19 protein-coding genes are annotated in these 23530 nt (G+C 44.2%); 9 read left to right on the plus strand and 10 right to left on the minus strand.

The window, feature by feature from the left end:
* Window positions 1–93 precede the first annotated feature (93 nt).
* Window positions 94–1272, plus strand: a complete 1179-nt coding sequence (locus tag AC1IR0_RS13780; RefSeq protein WP_445344335.1) for an MFS transporter — start codon at window positions 94–96, stop codon at window positions 1270–1272.
* 44 nt (window positions 1273–1316) lie between these two features.
* On the opposite strand, the gene mnmE is transcribed toward AC1IR0_RS13780, so the two are convergent.
* From mnmE to rpmH, 5 genes are all read right to left on the minus strand, one after another.
* Window positions 1317–2675, minus strand: a complete 1359-nt coding sequence (mnmE, locus tag AC1IR0_RS13785; RefSeq protein WP_004647130.1) for a tRNA uridine-5-carboxymethylaminomethyl(34) synthesis GTPase MnmE — start codon at window positions 2673–2675, stop codon at window positions 1317–1319.
* A 92-nt stretch (window positions 2676–2767) separates the two neighbouring features.
* Window positions 2768–4531 carry a membrane protein insertase YidC gene (yidC, locus tag AC1IR0_RS13790; RefSeq protein WP_005245552.1) on the minus strand — a complete coding sequence of 588 codons (1764 nt, stop codon included), beginning with the start codon at window positions 4529–4531 and terminating at the stop codon, window positions 2768–2770.
* A 5-nt stretch (window positions 4532–4536) separates the two neighbouring features.
* Entirely contained in the window at window positions 4537–4857 is a 321-nt protein-coding gene (gene yidD, locus AC1IR0_RS13795; protein WP_004281931.1) for a membrane protein insertion efficiency factor YidD, read from the minus strand.
* A 9-nt stretch (window positions 4858–4866) separates the two neighbouring features.
* A complete protein-coding gene (rnpA, locus tag AC1IR0_RS13800) occupies window positions 4867–5259 on the minus strand; it encodes a ribonuclease P protein component (RefSeq protein WP_312586810.1) in 393 nt (130 codons plus the stop codon).
* A gap of 29 nt (window positions 5260–5288) precedes the next feature.
* Window positions 5289–5423: a 50S ribosomal protein L34 gene (gene rpmH / locus AC1IR0_RS13805; RefSeq protein ID WP_000831329.1), complete on the minus strand. Its 135-nt coding sequence runs from the start codon at window positions 5421–5423 to the stop codon at window positions 5289–5291.
* A 660-nt stretch (window positions 5424–6083) separates the two neighbouring features.
* Here rpmH and dnaA point away from each other — a divergent pair.
* From dnaA to gyrB, 4 genes are all read left to right on the plus strand, one after another.
* Window positions 6084–7460 (plus strand): chromosomal replication initiator protein DnaA, encoded by a 1377-nt coding sequence (dnaA, locus tag AC1IR0_RS13810; RefSeq protein ID WP_004281934.1) that lies wholly within the window; start codon window positions 6084–6086, stop codon window positions 7458–7460.
* A 109-nt stretch (window positions 7461–7569) separates the two neighbouring features.
* Window positions 7570–8718, plus strand: a complete 1149-nt coding sequence (gene dnaN, locus AC1IR0_RS13815) for a DNA polymerase III subunit beta (protein WP_409655326.1) — start codon at window positions 7570–7572, stop codon at window positions 8716–8718.
* A 28-nt stretch (window positions 8719–8746) separates the two neighbouring features.
* Complete coding sequence (gene recF / locus AC1IR0_RS13820) at window positions 8747–9826, plus strand: DNA replication/repair protein RecF (RefSeq protein WP_114541696.1); 1080 nt, start codon at window positions 8747–8749, stop codon at window positions 9824–9826.
* A gap of 56 nt (window positions 9827–9882) precedes the next feature.
* Complete coding sequence (gene gyrB, locus AC1IR0_RS13825; protein ID WP_184413612.1) at window positions 9883–12354, plus strand: DNA topoisomerase (ATP-hydrolyzing) subunit B; 2472 nt, start codon at window positions 9883–9885, stop codon at window positions 12352–12354.
* Between the two features lie 1182 nt (window positions 12355–13536).
* On the opposite strand, the gene AC1IR0_RS13830 is transcribed toward gyrB, so the two are convergent.
* Together AC1IR0_RS13830 and AC1IR0_RS13835 are read right to left on the minus strand one after the other, a co-directional pair.
* Entirely contained in the window at window positions 13537–14700 is a 1164-nt protein-coding gene (locus tag AC1IR0_RS13830; RefSeq protein WP_001202407.1) for a zinc-dependent alcohol dehydrogenase, read from the minus strand.
* A 341-nt stretch (window positions 14701–15041) separates the two neighbouring features.
* Entirely contained in the window at window positions 15042–16973 is a 1932-nt protein-coding gene (locus tag AC1IR0_RS13835; protein WP_180039049.1) for an ATP-binding cassette domain-containing protein, read from the minus strand.
* Window positions 16974–17190: 217 nt separating this feature from the next.
* Here AC1IR0_RS13835 and AC1IR0_RS13840 point away from each other — a divergent pair, with 217 nt between their 5' ends.
* From AC1IR0_RS13840 to erpA, 4 genes are all read left to right on the plus strand, one after another.
* A complete protein-coding gene (locus AC1IR0_RS13840; RefSeq protein WP_409655333.1) occupies window positions 17191–18195 on the plus strand; it encodes a putative solute-binding protein in 1005 nt (334 codons plus the stop codon).
* A gap of 254 nt (window positions 18196–18449) precedes the next feature.
* The gene (locus tag AC1IR0_RS13845; RefSeq protein ID WP_005094844.1) at window positions 18450–19460 is read left to right on the plus strand and encodes a putative solute-binding protein; all 1011 of its coding nucleotides are present in this window, start codon (window positions 18450–18452) and stop codon (window positions 19458–19460) included.
* A gap of 194 nt (window positions 19461–19654) precedes the next feature.
* The gene (locus tag AC1IR0_RS13850; protein ID WP_005094842.1) at window positions 19655–20662 is read left to right on the plus strand and encodes a putative solute-binding protein; all 1008 of its coding nucleotides are present in this window, start codon (window positions 19655–19657) and stop codon (window positions 20660–20662) included.
* A gap of 121 nt (window positions 20663–20783) precedes the next feature.
* Window positions 20784–21119 carry an iron-sulfur cluster insertion protein ErpA gene (erpA, locus tag AC1IR0_RS13855; RefSeq protein WP_004281944.1) on the plus strand — a complete coding sequence of 112 codons (336 nt, stop codon included), beginning with the start codon at window positions 20784–20786 and terminating at the stop codon, window positions 21117–21119.
* Window positions 21120–21177: 58 nt separating this feature from the next.
* On the opposite strand, the gene AC1IR0_RS13860 is transcribed toward erpA, so the two are convergent.
* The 3 genes from AC1IR0_RS13860 to blaOXA all read right to left on the minus strand — a co-directional run bounded on the left by AC1IR0_RS13860 (window position 21178) and on the right by blaOXA (window position 23471).
* The gene (locus tag AC1IR0_RS13860; RefSeq protein ID WP_409655355.1) at window positions 21178–21555 is read right to left on the minus strand and encodes a hypothetical protein; all 378 of its coding nucleotides are present in this window, start codon (window positions 21553–21555) and stop codon (window positions 21178–21180) included.
* Window positions 21556–21660: 105 nt separating this feature from the next.
* Window positions 21661–22569, minus strand: coding sequence for a matrixin family metalloprotease (locus tag AC1IR0_RS13865; protein WP_409655338.1), 909 nt, complete (start codon window positions 22567–22569; stop codon window positions 21661–21663).
* A gap of 71 nt (window positions 22570–22640) precedes the next feature.
* Window positions 22641–23471 carry an OXA-134 family carbapenem-hydrolyzing class D beta-lactamase gene (blaOXA, locus tag AC1IR0_RS13870; RefSeq protein ID WP_409655341.1) on the minus strand — a complete coding sequence of 277 codons (831 nt, stop codon included), beginning with the start codon at window positions 23469–23471 and terminating at the stop codon, window positions 22641–22643.
* Window positions 23472–23530 lie beyond the last annotated feature (59 nt).

Genomic DNA, 23530 nt, shown 5'->3' on the forward strand with positions numbered 1-23530 from the left:
TTCTGTATCCATTCTAAACTGCAGACACTTTCTATATTCCTCGCTACGCCCTGACATGGATTGGCCAAGGATCAACACTATAACGGCATTTTCATGACAATAACGACCAGCTGGCGACCGTTCTTGATGGTCAGCCTAGCTTTAATGATGGGAACGATTGGCACCGCTTTGGCCAGTCCGCTTTATCCGATTTATCAACAGCTCTGGCATTTGCTGCCCAGCCAGATCACCTACATTTTTGTCGCCTATATGTTTGGCTGTCTCTCGACCTTGTTGTTTTTGGGCAGAACCAGTAACAGCATCGGATTTTTACGGACCCTGCAAATTGGTCTGGCACTAATCACCTTAGGTCTCATCATTTCCGTTTTTGCCCAGAATGCACTGATCCTCTCGATTGGCCGTTTTATTATTGGGATTGCCTCGGGCCTGATGACCACTTCTGCCATGATGGGTTTAATGCATACCATCCCAGAAAGCCATAAACACACTGCACCACAACTGATTTCAATCATCACCGCAATGGGTTTTGGTTTGGGACCCTTGGTCGGTGGTGTGATTGCGCAGTTTTCCGCTGCCCCCTTGATAATGCCATATTTACCGGTGATTTTGGGCGCCGTGCTGTGTTTGATTGGCCTGTTCTGGATCAAAGCACCCAAGTTTGAGGCGCAGCCCTTTAGCATGGCGCCTAAACTGCAACGACCTGAAGCGCAGTTTCATCGGGTGTTTATGATTATTGCAGTGACGGCTTTTAGTGCCTTTGCTGCCTTTAGCCTGTTTGCTTCACTGTCGCCATCTTTTGTCCGCAATATTTTACCTTGGCATGGCCCTCTGGTCAGTGGGCTGGCCATTACCAGTATCTTAGTGATTTCAGTGATCGTGCAATTTATGGCCAAAGCGGTTGCAGCGTCCAAATGTCTGAATATCGGCCTGATGATGATGTGCTTGAGCCTGATGGTTTTAGCGCTATGTATGTATTCGAAAATCAGCCTGCTATTTTTTATCAGTGATATTTGCTTTGGAATTGGCCATGGTTTTGCCCTGATGGGTGCTTTTGCCCTGATTCATCAAATGACCAGCTTAGACAACCGTGCAGCCGTCATGTCAACCTATCTGTTTATTGCCTATCTGGGCACTATTGTCCCTATCATTGCCGTGGGTTATCTGGCCGATCATTGGGGGCTGGATTTCGCCGTAATCAGCTTTTGTATCGCGATTAGTTTGCTGTGTTTTGCGCTGTGGTGGGCGTATCAAAAATCCCGCCTACCAGCCTAAAAAAAGCCCTCAGTTGATGGCTTTTTTGATGTTTTATTAAATAATTATTTACCAATACAAAATGAACCGAAGATCTTGCCCAGCAGATCATCTGCACTGAAATCACCAGTGATCTCACCCAAGGCATTTTGCGCCAGACGTAAGGACTCTGCCACCAGTTCACCGGCGTTATACACCACCAGTTGTTCACGCGCTTCAGCCAGATAGAGCTGAGTGCGCTTCATTGCGTCTAAATGACGGGTACGGGCGATAAAGGTGTCTTCCTCAGGCTGGAAGCCTGCATGCGCTGTAATCGCCTCTATGAGCGCTTGAACACCGGTTTCCTGTTTGGCAGAGACTGCAATATGCCGGAAACCATTTAAATCGCCAATCACGGCTTCAGCACCGGTCAGGTCGCATTTATTGCCAATCAGCATCAAACGTTTTGGCTCGATATGTTCGGCAAAATATTCTTGGGCGAGTTGCAGCGGATCTTCGCCCTGGCTTAAGTCATAGACCAAGAGTAATAAATCGGCCTGTTCAATTTCCTTAATCGCGCGGCGAATCCCTTCCTTTTCCACGATATCACCGGTTTCACGCAGACCAGCCGTATCGGTCAGGGTAATCGGTAAGCCATTTAAGGTAATTTTCTCATGCAGCACATCACGGGTGGTGCCAGCAATATCGGTCACAATCGCGCGTTCAATTCCGGCCAGCGCATTCAGTAGAGAGGATTTACCGGCATTCGGTTTACCTGCAATTACGACTTGCAAGCCTTCACGTAGAAGCTGTCCTTGACGTGCGGATTGCTGGACTTGAGTGACTGCACTGGATACGCCATCCAGCAGATTTAAAATCTTGCCATCTGCCAGAAAGTCGATTTCTTCTTCCGGAAAATCAATCGCGGCTTCCACATGCAGCCGCAGATGAATCAGCTGCTCAAGGACTGCATTGACTTTGGTCGAGAAAGCTCCTTGCAGTGAACGCACCGCAGAACGTGCAGCCGCTTGCGAAGTTGCATCAATCAGGTCGGCAATTGCTTCAGCCTGCACCAGATCCAGCTTGCCATTTTCAAAGGCACGCATCGAGAATTCACCCGCTTTGGCTGCAGTGGCGCCCAGTTCCAGCAAACGGCCAAGCAGGGCGTTCTGAATCACCGGACCGCCATGACCTTGTAGCTCCACTACATCTTCACCGGTAAACGAGTTTGGATTCGGGAAGCAAATCGCCAGTCCTTCATCCATGACTTCACCTGCTGCATCGTAGAACTGGCGGAAACCGGCAAAACGGGCTTTGGGCAACTCTTTTTGCGTCAGTTGCTGGGCAATTTCATAGGATTTCGGACCTGACAGGCGAATCACCCCAACGCCGCCACGTCCTGGTGGAGTTGCAATCGCAGCAATAGTTGTGGTTCGGTTGAGCATAAAATTCACCTGCAAAGACTCAAAAGTACAGCCAAAAAAAATCCGCCTAAGATTACCATCTTAAGCGGATTTATTCAGCCTATCCGTACAACTTAGTTGACTGGAGTAGCCTCATCACGTTTCGCGCGATCTTTGGCAACAGACTTGTTAATCAAAGTTTGTTGCAGAATCGTGATCAAGTTGTTGACGATCCAGTACAGAACCAAGCCTGCCGGGAAGAACAACAAGAATACGGTAAAGATGATCGGCATAAACTTGAAGACTTTCGCCTGCATTGGATCAGTTGGTTGTGGATTTAACGACTGTTGGATATACATCGTCAAGCCCATCAACAACGGCAGAATGAACCAAGGATCCATTGAAGACAAATCCTGAATCCACAGCATCCATGGCGCATGACGCAGTTCCACAGATTCCATCAATACCCAGTACAAGGCCAGGAAAATCGGCATTTGTAATAACAGTGGTAAACAGCCGGCAAGCGGATTGACCTGTTCACGTTTGTATAATGCCATCATTTCTTGAGAGAAGCGCATGCGATCTTCACCGAACTCTTCTTTCATGCGTTGCATTTCTGGCGCAATCACACGCATTTTCGCCATCGAGCGATAGCTCTTCGACGACAATGGCCACAGGATTACTTTCACCAAGATAGTCAACAGAATAATTGCCCAGCCCCAGTTACCCACCAGACCATGGAAGAATTCAAGACCGACAAACAGTAATTTCGCAATTGGCCATAACCAGCCATAATCAACGGTCTGGTTTAAACCCGCAGCTAAATCTTTCAGTTCTGACTGGATTTTTGGACCTGAATAGAAAGTCGCATCAATTTCAGCCACTGTACCTGCAGGCACATTGAACGTCGGTGAGGTAAAACCGATGATGTTCATGTTATCGGTTGATTTACGTGATTCAAGCTTGGCGCTATAAGCTTCGCCATTGCCTTGAGTCAACTTCAGCTGACCTGGAACCCATGCACTGACAAAGTAGTGCTGTACCATTGCCACCCAACCACCTGTCGCTTCAGTACTGACTTTTTCTTCAACAAAGTTGTCGAATTTAAGCTTGTTGTACTGCTCGTCCGGGGTACCCCATGCACCGCCGAGGAATGTTCCCAGCGTGAAGATCCCCTGATCAGATTTGCCTGGATCTTCCGAGTTATCCCGTTTGATCTGACCGAACATCTGACCTTGCCAAGTCTGGCCACTGCGGTTAACCACTTTGTGATTTACCACGACCGGATATTCACCTTCAGTGAAATTGAAGGTCTTGATAATCTCGATCCCGTCAGCAGTTTTAAACACTAGCGGTACAGACAATACTTTCAGGTTTTCACCATCTTTGGATTTGACTGTTTTCGCATCTGCCAGAGTATAAGCCGTTTTTTCCAGCTCATACATTGGACGGCCGTTACGGCTGCTGTCCGGTCCATTCAGACCGATCAGGCCAGACTGGGCGACATAAGTACGTTTCGCATCGCTTTCCAGCATCACGAACGGTTCATCGCTGTCTTTGTTCTTGTCATGATTGAGTAATTCAATACGAACAATATCACCACCCTTAGGATTGATCCAAAGGTGATAAAGGTCAGTTTGTACTGAAATAAGCTGCTGACTTACAGGTGCTGTGGCATCCGTGGCTTGCTGTGCTGGCACATTTGCTTGTGGCAGATCAGAGGCAACTGTAGCCGTCTGACCATTTGGCAAATCTGCAGATACGTCATGCGAAACAACAGCAGTTTCCTGCTGCGGTTTTGTTTCAGCATTTCCATAATCTTTTTGCCACGCCAAAATGAGCAAATATGCGACAACAAACATGGCTCCGAGAATTGCAATCCTGGCCCATTGTTGCATATGTATTACCCCAAGTGGTGAGAGTGATTTTGGTTCAATAAACGATCACGAAAGGGTACAGCAACGTGAAGCGTTTGAGAATCTATTTGCTGAAATGAAATAAAACGAATCGCTTTTGAGGGAACAGGATCATATCCCGAGCCCCCCCACGGATGACAACGGCAAATACGTTTAGTAGCCAGCCACACTCCACGCCCAGCGCCATGCATCTGGACTGCTTCCAAGGAATATTGAGAACAAGTTGGAATATAACGACAGCGCGGTCCAAGAAGAGGACTAATCGCAATCTGATAGAAACGGATCAACCAATGCAGTAAACGTACCATTGGCCAACTCTACTTTTGTGGGGAGGGGGCTATTTTTGAATGCTTTTTGGCAAGACGGTTAAGTTTCTGCCAGGCAAATTGTAATTGCTGGTGCAATTCTGAATTAGGCACTGCTTCAACACCCATTTTCGGCATGATTACAATGTCTAAGTCATCTAATTGCTGTTGATGCAGGCGAAAACTTTCGCGAGCAAGTCGTTTTACTCGATTTCTTTCGTGTGCGCGTCGCACTTTCTTCTTGGCAACAACTAAACCCAAACGGCTATTTGGCAGTTCGGAATGTTTTGCAAGAAATAAGAAATGGGGTTGATGCACTTTAAAAAGCGCACCATCAAAGACACCTTTATAATCAGCAGCACAGCGTAATCGCAACTCTGTGCCAAAACTATAAAGTTTTGTCATAACACCCAAAATCGTCTTAGCGTAACTGATTAAACAGTTAAGCTATGACGACCTTTTGCACGACGGCGAGCTAATACTTGACGACCAGCTTTAGTAGCCATACGAGCACGGAAACCATGAACACGCTTACGCTTTAATTCAGACGGTTGGAATGTACGTTTCATATTGAAACTCCAAAAAATGATCTTTCTATGAAGGTCCGCGATTTTAGTGCTCATTGCTTGAGCTGTCAATGCAAAAGCGGTTTTCTTTTCAAATAAGATCAAAAAATATAAAGACCCTGGTTTTTCAGAGAACTGAATAAAAAATAGTTCAATTCAAGTTAATCACAAATTAAGTTATTGTTATATAAACATATATAAGTTATAAACAACTCTATCAACAAAGTTATCCACATGTTATCCAGATTTTAAATTTAACTTACAGTTTTGAATTTAAATTTGAAGTTTTTTGAGTTACCCACAAAAACCAGTGATCTTATAAATAAATTCAAATTTATAAATTTAAATTTATTACTATTAGGGAGCGCTTTTTCTATGGATAAGCCACTTTTTATTTATTTAAACATGAACTTATATTGTGGATAAAACTGTTTCTATTAATTTTATACTTTGTGGATAACTTTATGATATATTTTATCCACAGCTTGCGGATAAACTTATCCACACTGGGTTTTAAAGTTAAATTTATGCATGGTGATTTCTTTTTGCACAGTTTTTGTGGAAATTGCCATGACAGATGTGGATAACTTGGTTAGAATGGCGACCCGCTTTTGGTCGCGGTCATCTTTTTTGAATGAACAATGGAATGAATAGGGGATTCACATGCTTTGGACGGACTGCTTAAATCGCCTGCGACAAGAGCTCTCTGGAAATGTCTTTACAATGTGGATTCGCCCATTGGTTGCAGAAGAGCTGGAAGACAGCTTGCGTTTGTATGCACCTAATCCTTACTGGACGCGTTACATTCAAGAACATCATCTGGAACTGATCACGATTCTGGCAGAACAGTTGTCTGAAGGACGGGTACGCAAGGTCGAGATTTTGGTCGATTCACGTCCAGGGGCGATTTTATCTGCCAGTGAACAACCGGCGACCACGACTGCGGCATTGACCTCGACACCGATGCCAGTGCCGAAGCCGAAGAAAGAAAAAGAAGACAGCGGCAAAAATAGCCGTAGACGTCAGTTGAATCCATTGTTTACCTTCTCGCTGTTTGTGGAAGGCCGATCTAACCAGATGGCGGCAGAAACCTGTCGCAAGGTACTGACCCAGCTGGGTGCTTCACAGCACAACCCGTTATTTTTATATGGTCCGACCGGTCTGGGTAAAACTCACTTGATGCAGGCGGTCGGTAATGCATTGTTGCAGGCCAAACCGAATGCACGCGTCATGTACATGACCGCAGAAAGTTTTGTACAGGACTTTGTCAGCTCGTTGCAGCAGGGTAAAGTCGAAGAGTTTAAGAAAAACTGCCGTTCTCTGGATCTGTTACTGGTCGATGATATTCACTTGCTGGCCGGTAAAGAGGCCAGTCTGGTCGAATTTTTCTACACCTTTAACGCACTTCTGGATGAGTCCAAGCAAATTATTTTGACTTCGGATCGTTATCCTAAAGAGCTGACAGAGCTGGATCCACGTCTGGTTTCACGTTTTTCCTGGGGGTTGTCGGTCGGGGTTGAACCGCCAGATATTGAAACCCGAATTGAAATTCTGCTGAAAAAAGCAGAAAGCAACCAGGTCGATTTACCACGTAACTGTGCGCTGTTTATTGCCCAGCAGGTGGTGGCTAACGTGCGTGAGCTGGAAGGTGCGCTGAACAAAGTGGTGGCGATTTCACGTTTTAAAGGCACGCCAATTGATCTGGATGTGGTGCGTGAATCTTTAAAAGATGTGCTGGCAATTCGTGCCCGTACCATCAGTACTGAAAATATTCAGCGTGTCGTGAGTGAGTATTTCCGGATTCCGCTGAAAGAACTGGTCGGTCCAAAACGCACCCGGATTTATGCCCGCCCACGTCAACTGGCGATGGGGCTGGCACGTGAATTAACAGGCGACAGTTTTCCGGAAATTGGCATGGCTTTTGGCGGTCGTGATCACAGTACCGTGATGCATGCCTGCGAGAAAGTACAGAGCCTGCGGGAAGAAGATCCGATCTTTAACGAAGACTATAAAAACCTGCAACGTCTATTGCAAAGTTGACCTAAATCGCTCAAATTCTATTCTTGCTATGCGGCTGCTTTTGCCGCATAGTAAACCGTCAAAAAAATCACTTTTTCTATATTAATCTTCAGCTTTAGAGGAATGCACCGTGCGTTTAAAAATCGCGAAAGAAAGCTTACTGAATGTTCTCTCACATGTCGTAGGAGCGGTTGAACGTCGCCATACCTTGAATATCCTGTCTAACCTGAAAATTCAGGTGACTGCGCAAGCATTGACCGTGACCGGTTCCGACCTGGAAGTCGAACTGGTGGCGAGTACAGCACTGGCTGAAGGTGCATGTTTGCAGGAAGGTGAGACCACAGTTCCTGCACGTAAGCTGATTGATATCTGTAAGTCACTTCCTTCAGCGGCATTGGTGGATTTGCATATTACTGAAGATCAGCGCTGCATCCTTAAATCAGGCAACAGCCGTTTTGTACTGGGTACCTTGCCTGCTGATGATTATCCATTACTGAACACTGAAAACACCCAAGGCACGCAAGTAACGGTTACACAGCGTGAGCTAAAACGTCTATTTGAAAAAACTGCTTTTGCCATGGCGGTTCAGGACGTACGTTTTTACCTGACCGGTACTTTGCTGGAAATTGATGCCAATCAGCTACGTGCAGTCACCACCGATGGCCACCGCCTAGCACTATGTGAAACAGCGGCACAATCTACTGCAACACAGCCGATTCAGGCGATTGTGCCACGTAAGGCCGTTGCAGAATTACAGCGCCTGCTCAGCGTTGAAGATGAGCAATTATCTCTATTGATTGGTCGTGAACTGCTCAATGTGACCATCAATATGCCAAGCCGTGACAAGGAACAGGCGGATATTACCGTACGTTTCACCACCAAGCTGATTGATGGTAAATTCCCGGATTATCGTCGTGTGATTCCACGTGGTGGCGACAAAGTGGTGATGATCGCGCATGACGTGTTCAAGCAGTCTTTGCAACGTGTAGCGATTTTAAGTAATGAAAAGCTGCGTGGTGTGTTTCTAAACTTCAATGCTGATTCTTTGCAACTTCGCGCGAATAACCCGGAGCAGGATGAAGCGATTGAAGATCTGGCGATTCAATATGCCGATTCACCGCTAGAAATGTCCTTCAATGCGCAGTATCTGATTGAAGTGCTGGGTGTGTTGGATGGCGATGATGTATCGATGACTATGACTGAAGCCAACCAGTCGGTCTTGGTACAGGACCCGACGCATACCGATCAAACTTATGTCGTCATGCCGATGCGTGTTTAAGTCGCGGCTCTTGATACTCGTATAAGACATGCATATTACGCGTTTACATATTGAGCGTGTACGGAATTTAAAGACGGTTGCTCTCCACGGATTGCAGCCGTTTAATGTTTTTTATGGTCAAAATGGTTCAGGTAAAACCTCGATTTTAGAGGCGATTCATTTACTGGCTGCTGGTCGTTCTTTCCGTACCCATATCCCTAAAAATTATATCCAGCATGGCGCACAGGATGCGATTGTGTTTGCACAATCTGCGACTGAAAAAATTGGCATGCAAAAAATGGCCAGTGGGGAACAGTTGATTAAGGTCAATGGCGATCTGGTCGCGACTCAGGGGCAACTGGCCAAACTATTGCCCTTGCAGCTGATTGATCCGCAAAGCACCGATATTATCGATCATGGTGCTAAACCACGACGTCAATTGCTCGACTGGTTAATGTTCCACGTGGAACCAGAGTTTTATCATGCCTGGCAATATTATTCTCGTGCGCTGAAACAGCGAAATAGTCTGCTCAAAAGCAAACGCTTTCTCAGTTTGTCTGATCTGGAACCGTGGAACCAGATGTTGAGTGAATATGGTGAAATCCTGCACTCGCAACGTGTCGGGATTGTGGAACAATGGAAGCCATTTTTTGAAGATGATCTGAAACAGTTATTACCTGAATTGCAAGTCAGTCTGGAATACAGTCCGGGCTTTCATAGTGAAACCGGCCTGCTAAATGATCTGACCAACCAGCATGAAAAAGACTGTGAGCGACGCTATACCGAATATGGCCCACATCGCGCAGATTTGCGTTTAAAGACCCCGATGGGGGATGCTGATGTGATCCTGTCGCGCGGGCAGAAAAAGCTGCTGATGATCGCACTAAAACTGTCGCAAATCGCAATGCTACATTCTTGTAATAAGGAAACTGTGGTATTATTAGATGATGTGACAGCAGAATTAGATTTAACCGCACAACAACGTTTAATTGAGCGATTGAGCCAACTTGGTAGTCAAGTTTTTATTACCACCCTAGACCATGAATCAGTACAAAAGCACTTACATGATTTGTCTATCTCATATCAGTTATTCAGTGTTGAAAACGGTACAGTTCAAGTTGTGCAATAATATTTTTTGAGTTTTACCCATCTTTGGATAGACCTATTTTTCACTAGGGAGAAACCATGAGTTCAGAAGATCAAGCTGCTTCTCAAACAGAACAAACCATTGAAAAGGCTTATGATTCCTCTAGCATCAAGGTATTACGTGGTTTAGACGCAGTCCGTAAGCGTCCGGGCATGTACATTGGTGATACAGACGATGGTACAGGCCTGCACCACATGGTGTTTGAAGTAGTCGACAACTCGATTGATGAAGCCTTGGCAGGCCACTGTGATGAAATTATAGTGACGATCCATGAAGATGAATCGGTTTCAGTTTCTGATAATGGTCGTGGTATTCCGACCGACATTCACCCTGAAGAAGGTGTGTCTGCAGCAGAGGTGATTTTAACCATTCTGCATGCCGGTGGTAAGTTCGACGACAACAGTTATAAAGTGTCTGGCGGTCTGCATGGTGTCGGTGTTTCCGTAGTCAACGCACTGTCTGAAAAACTCGAATTGACCATTCACCGTGCCGGTAAAATTCATGAACAAGAATACCGTCATGGCGATTCTCAATATCCATTAAAAGTAGTGGGCGATACCGATAAAACCGGTACTCGTGTCCGTTTCTGGCCAAGTGCCGAGACTTTTAGTCAGACCATTTTTAATGTTGATATTTTGGCGCGTCGTTTGCGTGAACTGTCGTTCCTGAACGCAGGTGTGCGTATTGTGCTGCGTGACGAACGCATTAATGCCGAGCATGTCTTTGATTATGAAGGTGGTCTGTCTGAGTTCGTTAAATATATTAACGAAGGCAAAACTCACCTGAATGATATTTTCCATTTCACTGCTGCACAGGCCGATAACGGTATTACGGTAGAAGTCGCATTGCAGTGGAATGATTCTTATCAGGAAAATGTACGTTGCTTTACCAACAACATCCCGCAAAAGGATGGTGGTACGCATTTGGCCGGTTTCCGTGCTGCGTTGACCCGTGGTTTAAACAACTACATGGACAGCGAAAATATCCTGAAAAAGGAAAAAGTTGCGGTATCGGGTGATGATGCGCGTGAAGGCCTGACTGCCATCGTGTCAGTCAAAGTACCTGATCCAAAATTCTCTTCACAGACCAAAGAAAAACTGGTGTCGAGTGAAGTGAAAACGGCTGTTGAACAGGCCATGAACAAGGCATTTTCTGAATATTTATTGGAAAATCCACAAGCAGCCAAAGCGATTGCTGGCAAGATCATTGATGCAGCACGTGCGCGTGATGCAGCGCGTAAAGCACGCGAAATGACACGTCGTAAGAGTGCGCTGGATATTGCCGGTCTTCCAGGTAAACTGGCCGATTGTCAGGAAAAAGATCCAGCTTTGTCTGAACTGTACCTGGTCGAGGGTGATTCTGCAGGTGGTTCAGCCAAGCAAGGTCGTAACCGTAAAATGCAGGCGATTTTACCGCTGAAAGGTAAGATCCTGAACGTGGAACGTGCCCGTTTTGACCGCATGATTTCCTCTGCTGAAGTCGGTACGCTGATTACCGCACTCGGCTGTGGTATTGGTCGTGAGGAATATAATCCGGACAAACTGCGTTATCATAAAATCATCATCATGACCGATGCTGACGTCGATGGTTCACACATCCGTACGCTGCTGTTGACCTTCTTCTTCCGTCAAATGCCAGAACTTGTGGAACGTGGTCATATCTATATTGCCCAGCCACCACTGTACAAGCTGAAAAAAGGCAAGCAGGAACAGTACATCAAGGACAATGATGCACTGGAAACTTACCTAATTTCGAATGCGATTGATGAGCTGGAACTGCATATCAGTGCAGAAGCGCCTGCGATTCGTGGTGAAGCACTGGCGAATGTGATTGCTGATTATCAGACTTCCCAGAAGAGCTTGGCACGTTTGACCCAGCGTTATCCTGCGAGTCTGCTTGATGCACTACTTTCACTGGAAGGTTTTAAGCTGGATCAGCTGGAAGACAAAACCTATGTGGAAACATGGGGTGAGAATCTGCGTGCAGCGATTGAAGCCATTCAGCCAACATTACGTCCAGAATTAACCCTGGAGCGTTTTGAAAAAGAACTGGCAGATGGTCAAAAAACTGCAAGCTGGTTGCCACGTATCACGATCTATGTACATAACTTGCCACATAGCTACCTGTTAGACTCAGTACTGTTAGGTTCAAGTGAATATGCACGTTTATTAAAGAATTCAAAGAGCTGGTTTAGTCTGCTTGAAGAGGGTGCATATTTGCAAAAAGGCGATCGCAAGATTCAGGTCAGCAATTTCCATCAGGTTTGGCAACATATCTTGCAGGACTCACGTCGTGGCATGATGATCCAGCGCTATAAAGGTCTGGGCGAGATGAATGCGGAACAGTTATGGGAAACCACCATGGATCCAGACAACCGTAACATGCTGCAAGTGACAGTTACTGATGCGATTGAAGCGGATCGTATGTTCTCTTGCTTGATGGGCGATGACGTAGAACCACGTCGTGCTTTCATTGAAGAAAATGCCTTGAATGCAGATATTGATGCATAACCCTTCAGGATAAAATCAGATATAAAAAAGCGCCTTTCGAGGCGCTTTTTTTAGACCAATTTTTTTACTCATATCCTGTGAGCTAGGCAAAATAAAGTAATTTTGGACCGATTTTTAGATATGGAACGGGTTCATTTAGGTTTTAAAAAGCCAAGTTGAGTAAGCCAAATCGACTCTAAGAAAGGGTTTATGTATAGAGATTACCAACTCGGGAGAATACCTGAAATCTGGAGTGAATCTATCGTTATAAAAATGATCTGCATCAGAACTTCTAAAATAATTTTTGAATAGGAAAGTGAGGTAGAAAGACGTTCTTTATACGATGAGAAGTTTGCATGCAGTTCACGACACTAGGTGAAAACTGGATCAGTCAAAGTGGTATTTAAAGATGCGTGTAATAAAAACAGATCGAATACTTTAGGTGGATTCGACTAAAAAATAATAAATCGCCTATTCAGAAGATCCAATATCTCAAAAATAAATAAAAAGCTGCTAAAACTAAATTTTAAATTTTCAATAGCTTATAAGAAACTTGGTCTAATACGCTAAATAATACGTGAATAATATTGCTTCAAGCATCTAGAAAGCCTGATCAGAGATGTGGATAACTCTAAAGTTATCCATAATTTTTATGTGAATAAGATAGTATTTTTCCGCAAGCTTTAATCCACGTATTAATTCTTTATTTTAAATTCAAATTTGAAATCGATTATCTTGTGGATAAGTGTTTTTAAATTTAAAATAGCATTTTAAATTTAAAGCTAGATTTGGCGATATATTGCTAGTATGACCAGACTATTCCTTGGATTGGCTTTAAAATAGAAAATTATTATAAATTAAATACTTGTAAATATAGTGTAGTTTCTCTAATCATTACCGTGGAACATATTGTTAACTAAAAACTCAAGATGTAGCTAAACTACATAATTGATTTAATAATCAAGTGAACTTTCATTTTTATTTAAAATCATACTTTTATCGATTTTTGCTTAACTTTTTTATTTCTCATTTTTGAGTTATTTCTTGATTTCATTATTGAAAATCGGGCATTTCTTTTATTACTCGATAGAAAAGAGGGAGGGAGTCGCTGAAATGATATTGATTAGGAACAAGAAAAAGAGGATTGATAAAATGACGATGAAAAATAAAAAAGCGCCTGACGGCGCTTTTTTTTAATCATATTTATGGTGTTAGAATGACTTTACGACAGTCTTCTTCCTTTTTATCAAAAATACGGTAACCTTCCGCAGCATCTTCCAGTTTCATGCGATGGGTAATAATCAGATCTGGAGACAGATCTCCATTTTCAATATGTTCTAGCAACTGCGGCAAGTAATTATGCACATGGGTTTGTCCCATTTTAAAGGTCAAACCTTTGTCAAAGGCATCACCAAACAGGAAGCCATGAATTGGACCGGCATAAACTCCAGGTACACTCACCACACCGCCGCGACGGACCGCTGCAATACATTGTCTTAGCGCTGAACCACTCGAACCTTCTAATTTCAGGTTGGTCATTACGGTTTCCAGCATGCTACCTTTGGCTTCAAAACCGACCGCATCAATGACGGCATCGACTCCACGATAACCCGTGGTATTTTGAATGATAAATTCAGCGGCATCGACTTCATCAAAATTGACGGGAATTACCCCATAGGTTTGATGCGCGAAACGCAAACGGTAAGGGTGGTGATCGACCATAAATATCTGCTCGGCACCGAGCATCCGCGCGCAGGCAGCAGCCAGCAGACCGACCGGGCCAGCACCATAAATCGCCACACTGGAACCTCGACCGACTTGGGCATTATTCACTGCTTGCCACGCAGTTGGCAGAATATCGGTCAGGAATAATACTTTTTCATCAGGCAGGGAACCCGGCACCTTAAATGGTCCGACATTGCCTTTGGGGATCCGTACATATTCAGCCTGACCACCCGGTATACCCCCATACAGATGGCTAAAGCCAAATAAAGCTGCCCCTGGTGGGATCTGTTTTTTGTTGAGAATTGCACCACGACCGGTATTGGTATTTTCACAGGCAGCCATGAGTTCATGTTCACAGAAAAAACAGTGACCGCATGCAATCACAAAGGGAATAATCACCCGGTCACCTTTTTTGACTTCGGTTACTTCTGGGCCGACTTCTTCTACAATTCCCATAAATTCATGGCCGAAAATATCACCGTCTTCAGTGGCCGGGATTTTTCCCCGGTATAAATGCAGATCTGAGCCACAGATGGCGGTGGCTGTCACCCGTAAAATAACGTCATCTGGTTCCTGAATCACTGGATCTGGAACGGATTCAACTCGTACATCCCGAGCACCATGATAGGTAAGAGCACGCATGCGGATTTCCTCTCTCTAGTTCAACATTAAACAGACTCGTAGCAAGGCTGCCAAAAATTAAAAAACACTTGTATTAGAGCCTTAGGATGAAACAGTGCGCTGTAAATTAATGTATGAAATAAGGCATCCAACTGTTTAAAAAATAAACTTATATAGGATTTACGTAATTTGTGACCTTATGTATCGAATGATTAGAAAAGAATCGAATTAAAGAAGCATCTAGACATAAATGAAAAAATACAGAGGTGAAAAGGTAAGAGAAAACATTAAAAATAGTGAATAAAAAAGAGATGAACAACGTTAGTCATTCATCTCTTATCTTGAATCTTAGTGGAAGAGTTTTAGAAAGACTGTTCCAGACTTTCCAGTTCCATCATCAATTCCAGCATCTGTTCTTCGGCTGTTTCCAGTTTGGCTTTGAGCTCAGTTTGCTCATTCATCAGTTTCAGTAAATCATTTTTACGTGATGCTTCGTATAAAGCACTGTCACCCAGCAAGCTTTCAATTTCAGCCAGTCGTGGCTGCAGTTTGGCCATCTGTGCTTCGCATTTTTCAATATTCTTGCGAATTGGACGACTTAGTTCCCGCTGGCGAGCAGCTTCTTTACGTTGTGCTTCCTTGTCCAGTTTGGAAATGGTGGGTTTGACTTCAACTTGGGATTTCACCGGTTCTGCTGGCTTCTGTCCATTTTTGATCATTTCAATACGGGCCTGACGTAACCAGTCAGCATAGGCAGTAAGATCACCATCAAACTCACGGCATTGACCATTATGTACCAGTAGTAGTTCATCACAGACGCTGGCGATGAGCTGACGTTCATGCGAAACCAGAACCACCGCACCCTGGAAATCTTGCAAAGCCATAGTCAGTGCATGACGCATATCTAAGTCTAAATGGTTGGTCGGCTCATCCAGAATCAGTACATTCGGACGCTGCCAAACAATCAGTGCTAGGGCCAAACGTGCACGTTCACCGCCTGAGAAGCTTTCGCTTGGCGTATCCATACGTTCGCCACTAAAACCGAAACTACCCAAGAAGGAGCGTAGACTGGCTTCACTGATTTTTTTATCTGCGATACGTGCCAGCTGTAACATTGGGCTGGCATTACCATCCAGTGCATCCATTTGATGCTGGGCAAAATAACCAATATTCAGTAATTCTGAATCTTTCCGCAGACCCTGAATCAGTTTTAGGTCACCGACCAGCGATTTAATCAGCGTGGATTTACCGGCACCATTCATCCCAAGCAAACCGATCCGGCTGTTTGGTGTGATCTGTAAATTTACATTGGTGACAATCAGCTTGTCGCCATAACCAATATCGGCATGTTCCAGTTGCAATAACGGCGAACTCATTTTGGTCGGTTCACGGAAACTGAAAGTAAATGGCGTATCGACATGCGCAGCAGACAGTTCCTGCATACGTTCCAGTTGCTTGATCCGGCTTTGGGCCTGTTTGGCTTTGGTCGCTTGCGCTTTAAAACGGTCAATATATTTTTGCAGATGTGCGCGGGTTTCCAGCTGCTTTTCATACGCCTGTTGCTGCTGTGCCAGACGTTCACTACGGGTACGCTCGAAAGTCGAGTAGTTGCCGGTATATAAAATCAGTTCCTGATTTTCGATATGTAAAATGTGATCGGTAATCGCATCGAGGAAATCCCGGTCATGCGAAATCAGCACCAGCGTACCTTCATAAGCCTTGAGCCAGTCTTCTAGCCAGAGAATCGCATCCAGGTCCAGATGGTTGGTCGGTTCATCGAGGAGTAGTAAATCTGAACGGCTCATCAAGGTACGCGCCAGATTCAGACGCATACGCCAGCCACCGGAAAAACTTGAAACATCCAGCTGTGATTGATGTTCAAAGAAGCCCAGACCCGCCATCAGCTGCGAGGCTTTGGCAGGAGCCGAATAACCTGAAATTTCATCAAAACGGCCATATAAATGTGCCAGTTCTGCATCATCCAGTTGATCCGGCTGATCGAGTTTTTGCTGAATATCCCAGTATTCTTCATCGCCCGACAATACGAAATCAATGGCTTTCATATTCAGTGCTTTGATTTCCTGAGCCATATGCGCCACGGTCCATACCGCAGGTCGGGTCAGCGAACCGGTGTCCGATTCCATGCCGCCGAGCAAGGCTGAAAACAGGGTTGATTTTCCAGCACCATTGACACCGGTTAGGCCAATTTTCCATCCTGGGTGTAACTGCATCGACGCTTTTTGAAATAAAACACGTCCACCGCGACGTATAGATAACTGGTCTAACTGAATCATTGAGAAATCAAAGCTAAGAAATAAGTTGCGCCTATTCTAAAGGAAAGCCCTGTGAAAATGAAAAATCTTACCGGTTTTGCTGAAATGAGTGAGTTTTTCACCTCTGTCAATTGATCTGGGATAGACGCACTAGTTGAGTAAAAGCTCTATTTTATGCATGAACAGTGGTTGATAGTTCAGGCTGATCGAGCAAAAAATACCATAGAGTCAAATAAAAATGAAAAAGGGATGTTTAATTTTGTCGGCACTGGGTCTTTTGGTGTCGACTTCGACTCAAGCTAGAGTGAATGTCTGTGTTTTTGATTTGCTGGGGAAATCTGGTGAGTCTTACAAGCTGCTGGAGGAATGGGCGCTGGCAGCAAAAGGCTGGGGTGCCGAAACTCAGTTAAGCGCCTATCAGGATGAAGCCAAGGTCGATCAGGACGTCAAAGCCGGAAAATGTGATGCCTTCTATATGACCTCAATGCGTGCCCGGGCTTATAACAAATTTGCTGGATCGATTGATGCAATTGGCGGCGTGCCGAATAATGACATTGCCATGAAAGCCATCAGCTATGTACTGGATAAACGCAATAGCAAACGCCTGATCACCCAGATTGGCAAAGAAAAATTCGAAGTGGCGGGTATTGGTCAGATTGGCCCAGCCTATATTTTTGTTCGTGATCGTACTCTAAATAAACTGGAACAGGTCAAAGACAAGAAATTTGCCGTGCTGCATTATGACTATGCGCAAAAAATCATGGTCGACCGGATTGAAGCAGTACCGGTCATGTCGGAAATTTCCAATTTTATTCGCAAGTTTAATCAGGGCGAAGTGGATATTGTCGCTGCACCGGCTTATGCATTTAAACCGCTGGAATTACAGAAAGGACTAGGCCGTCAAGGCGCAATGATTAATTTTCCGGTGATTAATGTCACTGCTGATCTGATTATTCGTCAGGAAAAGTTTCCGGCAAGCTTTGCCGCACAATCCCGAAACTGGTTTGTGAAACAGTTACCGCGCAGCTTTGCCATGGTCAAGCGCATGGAAGCTGAGATTCCAAGCAAATATATTCTGAATCTAAGCCGTGAAGATCGTTTGGCCTACCAAAAGATTCTGCGTGATGGGCGGATCGATTTAACCAAACAGGGGATTTATGATCAGGGCATGATGAACGTATTGAAACGCGCGCGTTGTACGGTAGAAAGAACCAATTTTGAATGTTCGATTGGTGGCGAATAAATCTGAAATCATGTATATCTTTGTAACTATATCTGGGTAAATGTAATTATAAGAAAGCAGTTTTAAATATTAAGATATTGATATTTAAATATATATTTAAAAATAACTTAGGCAACTATTGCTGATTTATCTTTATAGGCCAAAATGCCGGTTTTAAATGGAGTAAATGCTCTATTTTTTTTAATTAAACTTGCTTAATATTTGTCCCGTGTACGGACACTCAGCGAATAACAAGATTTCAAAGGATAACTACAATGAAAAAAACACTCTTATCATTGGCTGCATTCTCTGCATTTGGTTTTGCAAGTGCGGCGCATGCAGAAAAAGTCGATATCTGTGTGTTTGACTTACTGGGTAAATCCGGTGAGTCTTTCCAGATGGCGCAAGAATGGGCACTGGCTGCAAAAGGCTGGGGCGCAGAAATCAATCTGATTGCCCGTCAGGATGAAGCGGTTGCCGACAATGACTTCAAGGCCGGTAAATGTGATGGTGTGTTTATGACAGCCATGCGTGCCCGTCAATACAATAAATTTGCCGGTTCTATTGATGCACTGGGCGGTGCACCAAGTAATGCCATTGCCCAGCGTGCGATCAGTTTTGCTCTGGACAAACGTAATGCAGCGAAAATGGTCAGTAATATGGGCGGCAAAAAATACGAAATTGCCGGTATTTCACCGTTGGGTTCAGCATTTATTTTTGTTCGTGACAAGAATATCAATTCGATTGAAAAAGCCGCAGGGAAGAAATTCGCCGTACTCGGCTATGACGATGCCCAGAAAATCATGGTACAGCGCGTCGGTGCGCAGGCAGTGATCTCCGATGTTTCTAACTTTGTCGCCAAATTTAACAATGGTCAGGTGGATATGGTCGGTGCACCTGCTTATGCCTACAAGCCATTAGAAATCTATAAAGGTCTGGGTAATAACGGCGCAATGTTTAATTTCCCGGTACTGCATGTCACCTCTGATTTTGTGATTCGTCCGGAAAAATTCCCCGCAGGTTTTGGACAGAAATCGCGTGACTGGTTTATCAAAAACCTGCCAAAGAGCATGGGGATGATCAGCCGTCTGGAAGCGGGTATTCCGTCGAAATATAAAATGAATCTGAGCGCTGAAGATAAAACCAAGTATCAGAAAATGTTACGTGATGGCCGGATGGATATGACCAAACGCGGAATCTATGATGCCAGCATGATGTCGGTCTTAAAACGTGCACGCTGTTCTGTCGATAAGGCCAACTTTGAATGTTCAATTGCTGGCGAATAATCTGATTTTTAAAGAAAAAAGCTTAGATTGATCTAGGCTTTTTTTATGGCTGAACCAGGTCAGATCTGCCATTGTGCAGCGAATAAAATAGCTTAAGCTTGAGCTAAATATTAAATTCGCATGTTTTATATAAAAAACAATCACATGTGACTAAAACTGCAATAACAAAAACAAGCGATAAGGAAATGAGGATGATGCATAGAGGATGGAAAGCACTGGCATTGGCTACGGCGACACTGGCTGTTTCAGGTCTGGCGCAAGCTAAACAGGTAATTTGCGTATTTGATCTGGTTGGTAAAAACGGTGATGTCTATAGTGTGATGAAAGACTATCAGTTGGCGGCCAAAAATTGGGGTGCAGATGTCGAACTGCGGGTGAATACCAATGAAGCGGTGGTTGCAGAAGATTTTAAAGCTGGAAAATGTGACGGCATTAGTGTGACCGGGATGCGTGGCCGTCAGTTCAATAATTTTACCGGTTCACTCGATGCTATTGGCGCGATTCCAGATCTGAATCTGGCAGTTAAAGTCATGCAGGGACTGGCCAGTCCGACCTTTGCCAAACATATGCTGCAAGGTAAATATGAGGTAGTCGGTGTCATTCCTGTGGGTGATGCTTTCCTGCTGGTGAACGACCGCAGTATTAATACCGTTGCTAAAGCCGCTGGTAAAAAAATTGCCGTACTTGATTATGATGAAGCACAAAAAATCATGGTACAGCAGGTCGGCGCACAGGCGGTGAGTGCCGATGTCACCAATTTTGGTGCCAAGTTTAACAATGGCCAGGTGGATATTATTGGTGCACCAGCAGCAGTATTTAAACCGCTGGAATTACATAAAGGTTTGGGTAACAAAGGCGCGATTGTGAATTATCCGGTGTTGCAGGTCACAGGCAATATCATTATCCGTCCAGATAAATTTCCGGCAGGTTACGGACAAAAATCACGTGAATGGGTGAGAAGTCAGTTACCGCGTGCCTTTGGTATTTTGGGGAAAATGAAAGCGGACATTCCAGCAAAATACTGGATGGATATTCCTGCTGCAGACAAATCGGGTTACCAGAAAATGATGCGGGATTCCCGAATTGACCTGACCAAACGCGGTGTTTATGACAAACGTATGATGAAATTGTTATGGCAATTCCGCTGCAAACAGAACCCGAAAAACTTTGAATGTGCCTTACAGGATGAGAACTACAAATAATCCTGATAAAATTACTCTGATTTGACTTTTAATCTGTAGAGACTGACCATATATTGAGTGTGCTATACTTAAACATGGTCTTTTCTTTTTAAAGACATTCCATTCAACAGAGGAATCCGCCATGAATGCCCAAGCGCTTGTGCTCACCGACAATGCCGCAAATAAAGTACGCCAGTTGCGTGACAGTGAAGGTAACCAAGACTTAATGCTCCGTGTCTATGTGACCGGTGGCGGCTGTTCAGGTTTCTCTTATGGCTTTAATTTTGCAGAAAGCCAGAATGAAGATGATGCAGAATTTGCCAATGGCGATGTTAAAGTCCTGGTCGATTCATTGAGTTATCAATATCTGGTCGGTTCGGTGGTAGATTATTTAGAAGGTCTGGAAGGTTCACGTTTTGTGGTACAAAACCCGAATGCGACCACGACCTGTGGTTGTGGATCTTCATTCTCGATCTAAATCCATGCACAAAAAAAAAGTCCTCTCAATGAGGACTTTTTTATATCTGGAAGAACGTTTAGCTATCCAGTTTTACCGCTTCAAGCAGGTCAAAGATCACGGTAGTGACATCCTGACTCAACTCGCGGTTATTGAAAATTTCATAGGCGCTAATGGTAATGTCGGTATCGCTTGGCAACAGACGCTGTTCTTCTTCGATCAGGTCATTGATCGGTAATAAGGTCTGTTTGATTTCCAGATGCAGAATATCTTTATATTCCAGATTTTCATCGTCGAGTTCAATCAGTTGTTCATTGAAATAAGGCAGCAAAATCGAATGAAGATAGGGTTGGATGTCCTCGATATCAAAGATTTCGATATCACGGGTTTCATCAATCGTACTAATGTGGTCATTTACTTCAATTAAAATATGGTAGTAACTCACATGAATCTCCAAAGATGGCCTGAACAATGTAGCCAATCACAATAACATGAAATCAGAATAGAGTGTTTTTTATAATACTTATACACTTAAATTAATTAGGGAATTCAAGCTGATCACTTAACGGTTATAAAGCAAGGTCTTGTCTGCAGGTCGCAGCTGGAAGTGTTGCAGATTCTGTTTACCCAGCACCGGATACATCAGTGCTTCCGGGTCATTATGGTGATACAGCCCCAAGGCATGTCCGAGTTCATGTGCCAGAGTCAGACGGAGATCATCTTCTGCATCAAACTGATAGACATGAATTTGATCACCCATAAACACGCCTTTATGAAATTCGCGGGCAGGGAAACGCTGTTGGGCTTGAATGATATTCTGCTGATGGTTTTGCAGACCATGTTGATGCATGGAAACATTCATATTAAAGGAACTTTGCTGTTCCTGAAGGTACTGAAGTTCCCGTTGAAAACTTTCCGATTTGCGCTGTAAAGCCAAAACCTCATATTCAATCTGCTCATGTTCATAAGCAGATAAATTTGGCTGACGGCGTCGTTGCTGTAAGGCCTGAAATTCACTATTCATCTGATCTCTTTGCTGGATCAGGCGTTGCTGCTGACTTTCCAGATGCTGATGGGATGCTTCCAGATTTTTGACCTGACGTTGATACTTGGCGTCATCTGCCAGCAACTGTTTTTCGACTTTCTTCAAGGCATCATAGTCTTGCTGGCGTTGATCATAGATCAGGTGAATACTCAGCCTGGCATTTTCATCATAGACCATCAAATCATCACGATTGCTTCCCTGATGCCAGATTTCGATCGCTTCCTTGCTCAGTTGAATGACCTGATCTTTACTTAGTCCAAAGCCTGAATCGACCTGATCAATCCGGAAACGTAAGCGGGTATCGAAAGGATGAGTCAAACGATCAGCCAGCGAGTTATAGCGCAGTTGAGGATGGGTTTTGGTCTGCATATGCAGATAGGCAGACATGATCAATCCAACTACGAGCAGACAGAGCGGAAGACGCATATTTTTTATTTAAATGTCTATTTTTTAAAAATATAGCTTAATTTTAATGCCTTTCCCATGCTTTATTTGCGTCATCCTTCTGCTTTTGGATAAAGCCCTAATTCGGCCAAAGCCTGCTGCAAAATTTCAAGGCGGATCGCCGGATCCATACCATTTCGCATCTGCATATTCAGTGAAAATGCCACGATCTCGGCTTGCGGTGTTTTAACCCAGCCGGTGAGCCAGCCGACTTGCGGTTCCACATCCATGCCCCAACCGGATTTGACATATAGTCGATAAGCTTTCCGCTCCTGTAAAAATAACATGGCTTTGACTTGTTGCTGGACTTGAGGATCAAAGGCCAGTTGCTCTCGGGCCAACGCAGAAACAAATTCGACTTCCTGTTTTGGAGTGATTTTCAAAGGGCCTACCAACCAGAAGTTATCGACCTGTTGACCAATCTGCTGATTACCAAATTGGATGCGTTGTACCTCCTGTTGCATCAGTTCAAGGCCAATACGACGCGCCAGTTCCTGATAGACGGGTACAGCAGACGCTTGTATGGCTTCACCGAGAGTCATATCTTTTTCCCAGGCTGAAAAACTGCGTTTCTTACCATCCCATTTAAAAATTTCATTGGTTGTGGCTTTGCCATGTTGCAGGCCAATCAGGGCATTGAGCATTTTAAAAGTAGAGGCGGGAACATATTCGGTATCTGCACGGCTTAAATCATTGCCATAGACCTGTATCTGTTGACCACGCTGAATCACTAAAACGCCAGAGCTTTGCGCCTGATCAAATAATTGGGCAATGGCTTGAGTCGATTGAGTCGAAGTGATATGAGATGGGGAAGATGAAACGGGTAAGGTACACGCCGTCAGGCTCAAGCAATTAAGTAAAGACAGCAAAATCAGAATTTTCATGGGTTCAGGGTATTTTAATGTTTGATTTAACTTAAACAGCTTTTCCTGAAAATACGATC

The sequence above is a fragment of the Acinetobacter sp. 129952 genome, from assembly GCF_056642055.1.

What these genes read in the sequence shown, in the direction of transcription:
- AC1IR0_RS13830 (WP_001202407.1), bottom strand. Translation starts at nt 14,700, where the DNA reads ATGCGTGCTCTTACCTATCATGGTGCTCGGGATGTACGAGTTGAATCC.
- yidD (WP_004281931.1), bottom strand. Translation starts at nt 4,857, where the DNA reads ATGGTACGTTTACTGCATTGGTTGATCCGTTTCTATCAGATTGCGATT.
- gyrB (WP_184413612.1), top strand. Translation starts at nt 9,883, where the DNA reads ATGAGTTCAGAAGATCAAGCTGCTTCTCAAACAGAACAAACCATTGAA.
- blaOXA (WP_409655341.1), bottom strand. Translation starts at nt 23,471, where the DNA reads ATGAAAATTCTGATTTTGCTGTCTTTACTTAATTGCTTGAGCCTGACG.
- mnmE (WP_004647130.1), bottom strand. Translation starts at nt 2,675, where the DNA reads ATGCTCAACCGAACCACAACTATTGCTGCGATTGCAACTCCACCAGGA.
- AC1IR0_RS13865 (WP_409655338.1), bottom strand. Translation starts at nt 22,569, where the DNA reads ATGCGTCTTCCGCTCTGTCTGCTCGTAGTTGGATTGATCATGTCTGCC.
- rpmH (WP_000831329.1), bottom strand. Translation starts at nt 5,423, where the DNA reads ATGAAACGTACATTCCAACCGTCTGAATTAAAGCGTAAGCGTGTTCAT.
- dnaA (WP_004281934.1), top strand. Translation starts at nt 6,084, where the DNA reads ATGCTTTGGACGGACTGCTTAAATCGCCTGCGACAAGAGCTCTCTGGA.
- rnpA (WP_312586810.1), bottom strand. Translation starts at nt 5,259, where the DNA reads ATGACAAAACTTTATAGTTTTGGCACAGAGTTGCGATTACGCTGTGCT.
- AC1IR0_RS13835 (WP_180039049.1), bottom strand. Translation starts at nt 16,973, where the DNA reads ATGATTCAGTTAGACCAGTTATCTATACGTCGCGGTGGACGTGTTTTA.
- yidC (WP_005245552.1), bottom strand. Translation starts at nt 4,531, where the DNA reads ATGCAACAATGGGCCAGGATTGCAATTCTCGGAGCCATGTTTGTTGTC.
- AC1IR0_RS13850 (WP_005094842.1), top strand. Translation starts at nt 19,655, where the DNA reads ATGCATAGAGGATGGAAAGCACTGGCATTGGCTACGGCGACACTGGCT.
- erpA (WP_004281944.1), top strand. Translation starts at nt 20,784, where the DNA reads ATGAATGCCCAAGCGCTTGTGCTCACCGACAATGCCGCAAATAAAGTA.
- AC1IR0_RS13840 (WP_409655333.1), top strand. Translation starts at nt 17,191, where the DNA reads ATGAAAAAGGGATGTTTAATTTTGTCGGCACTGGGTCTTTTGGTGTCG.
- AC1IR0_RS13845 (WP_005094844.1), top strand. Translation starts at nt 18,450, where the DNA reads ATGAAAAAAACACTCTTATCATTGGCTGCATTCTCTGCATTTGGTTTT.
- recF (WP_114541696.1), top strand. Translation starts at nt 8,747, where the DNA reads ATGCATATTACGCGTTTACATATTGAGCGTGTACGGAATTTAAAGACG.
- AC1IR0_RS13780 (WP_445344335.1), top strand. Translation starts at nt 94, where the DNA reads ATGACAATAACGACCAGCTGGCGACCGTTCTTGATGGTCAGCCTAGCT.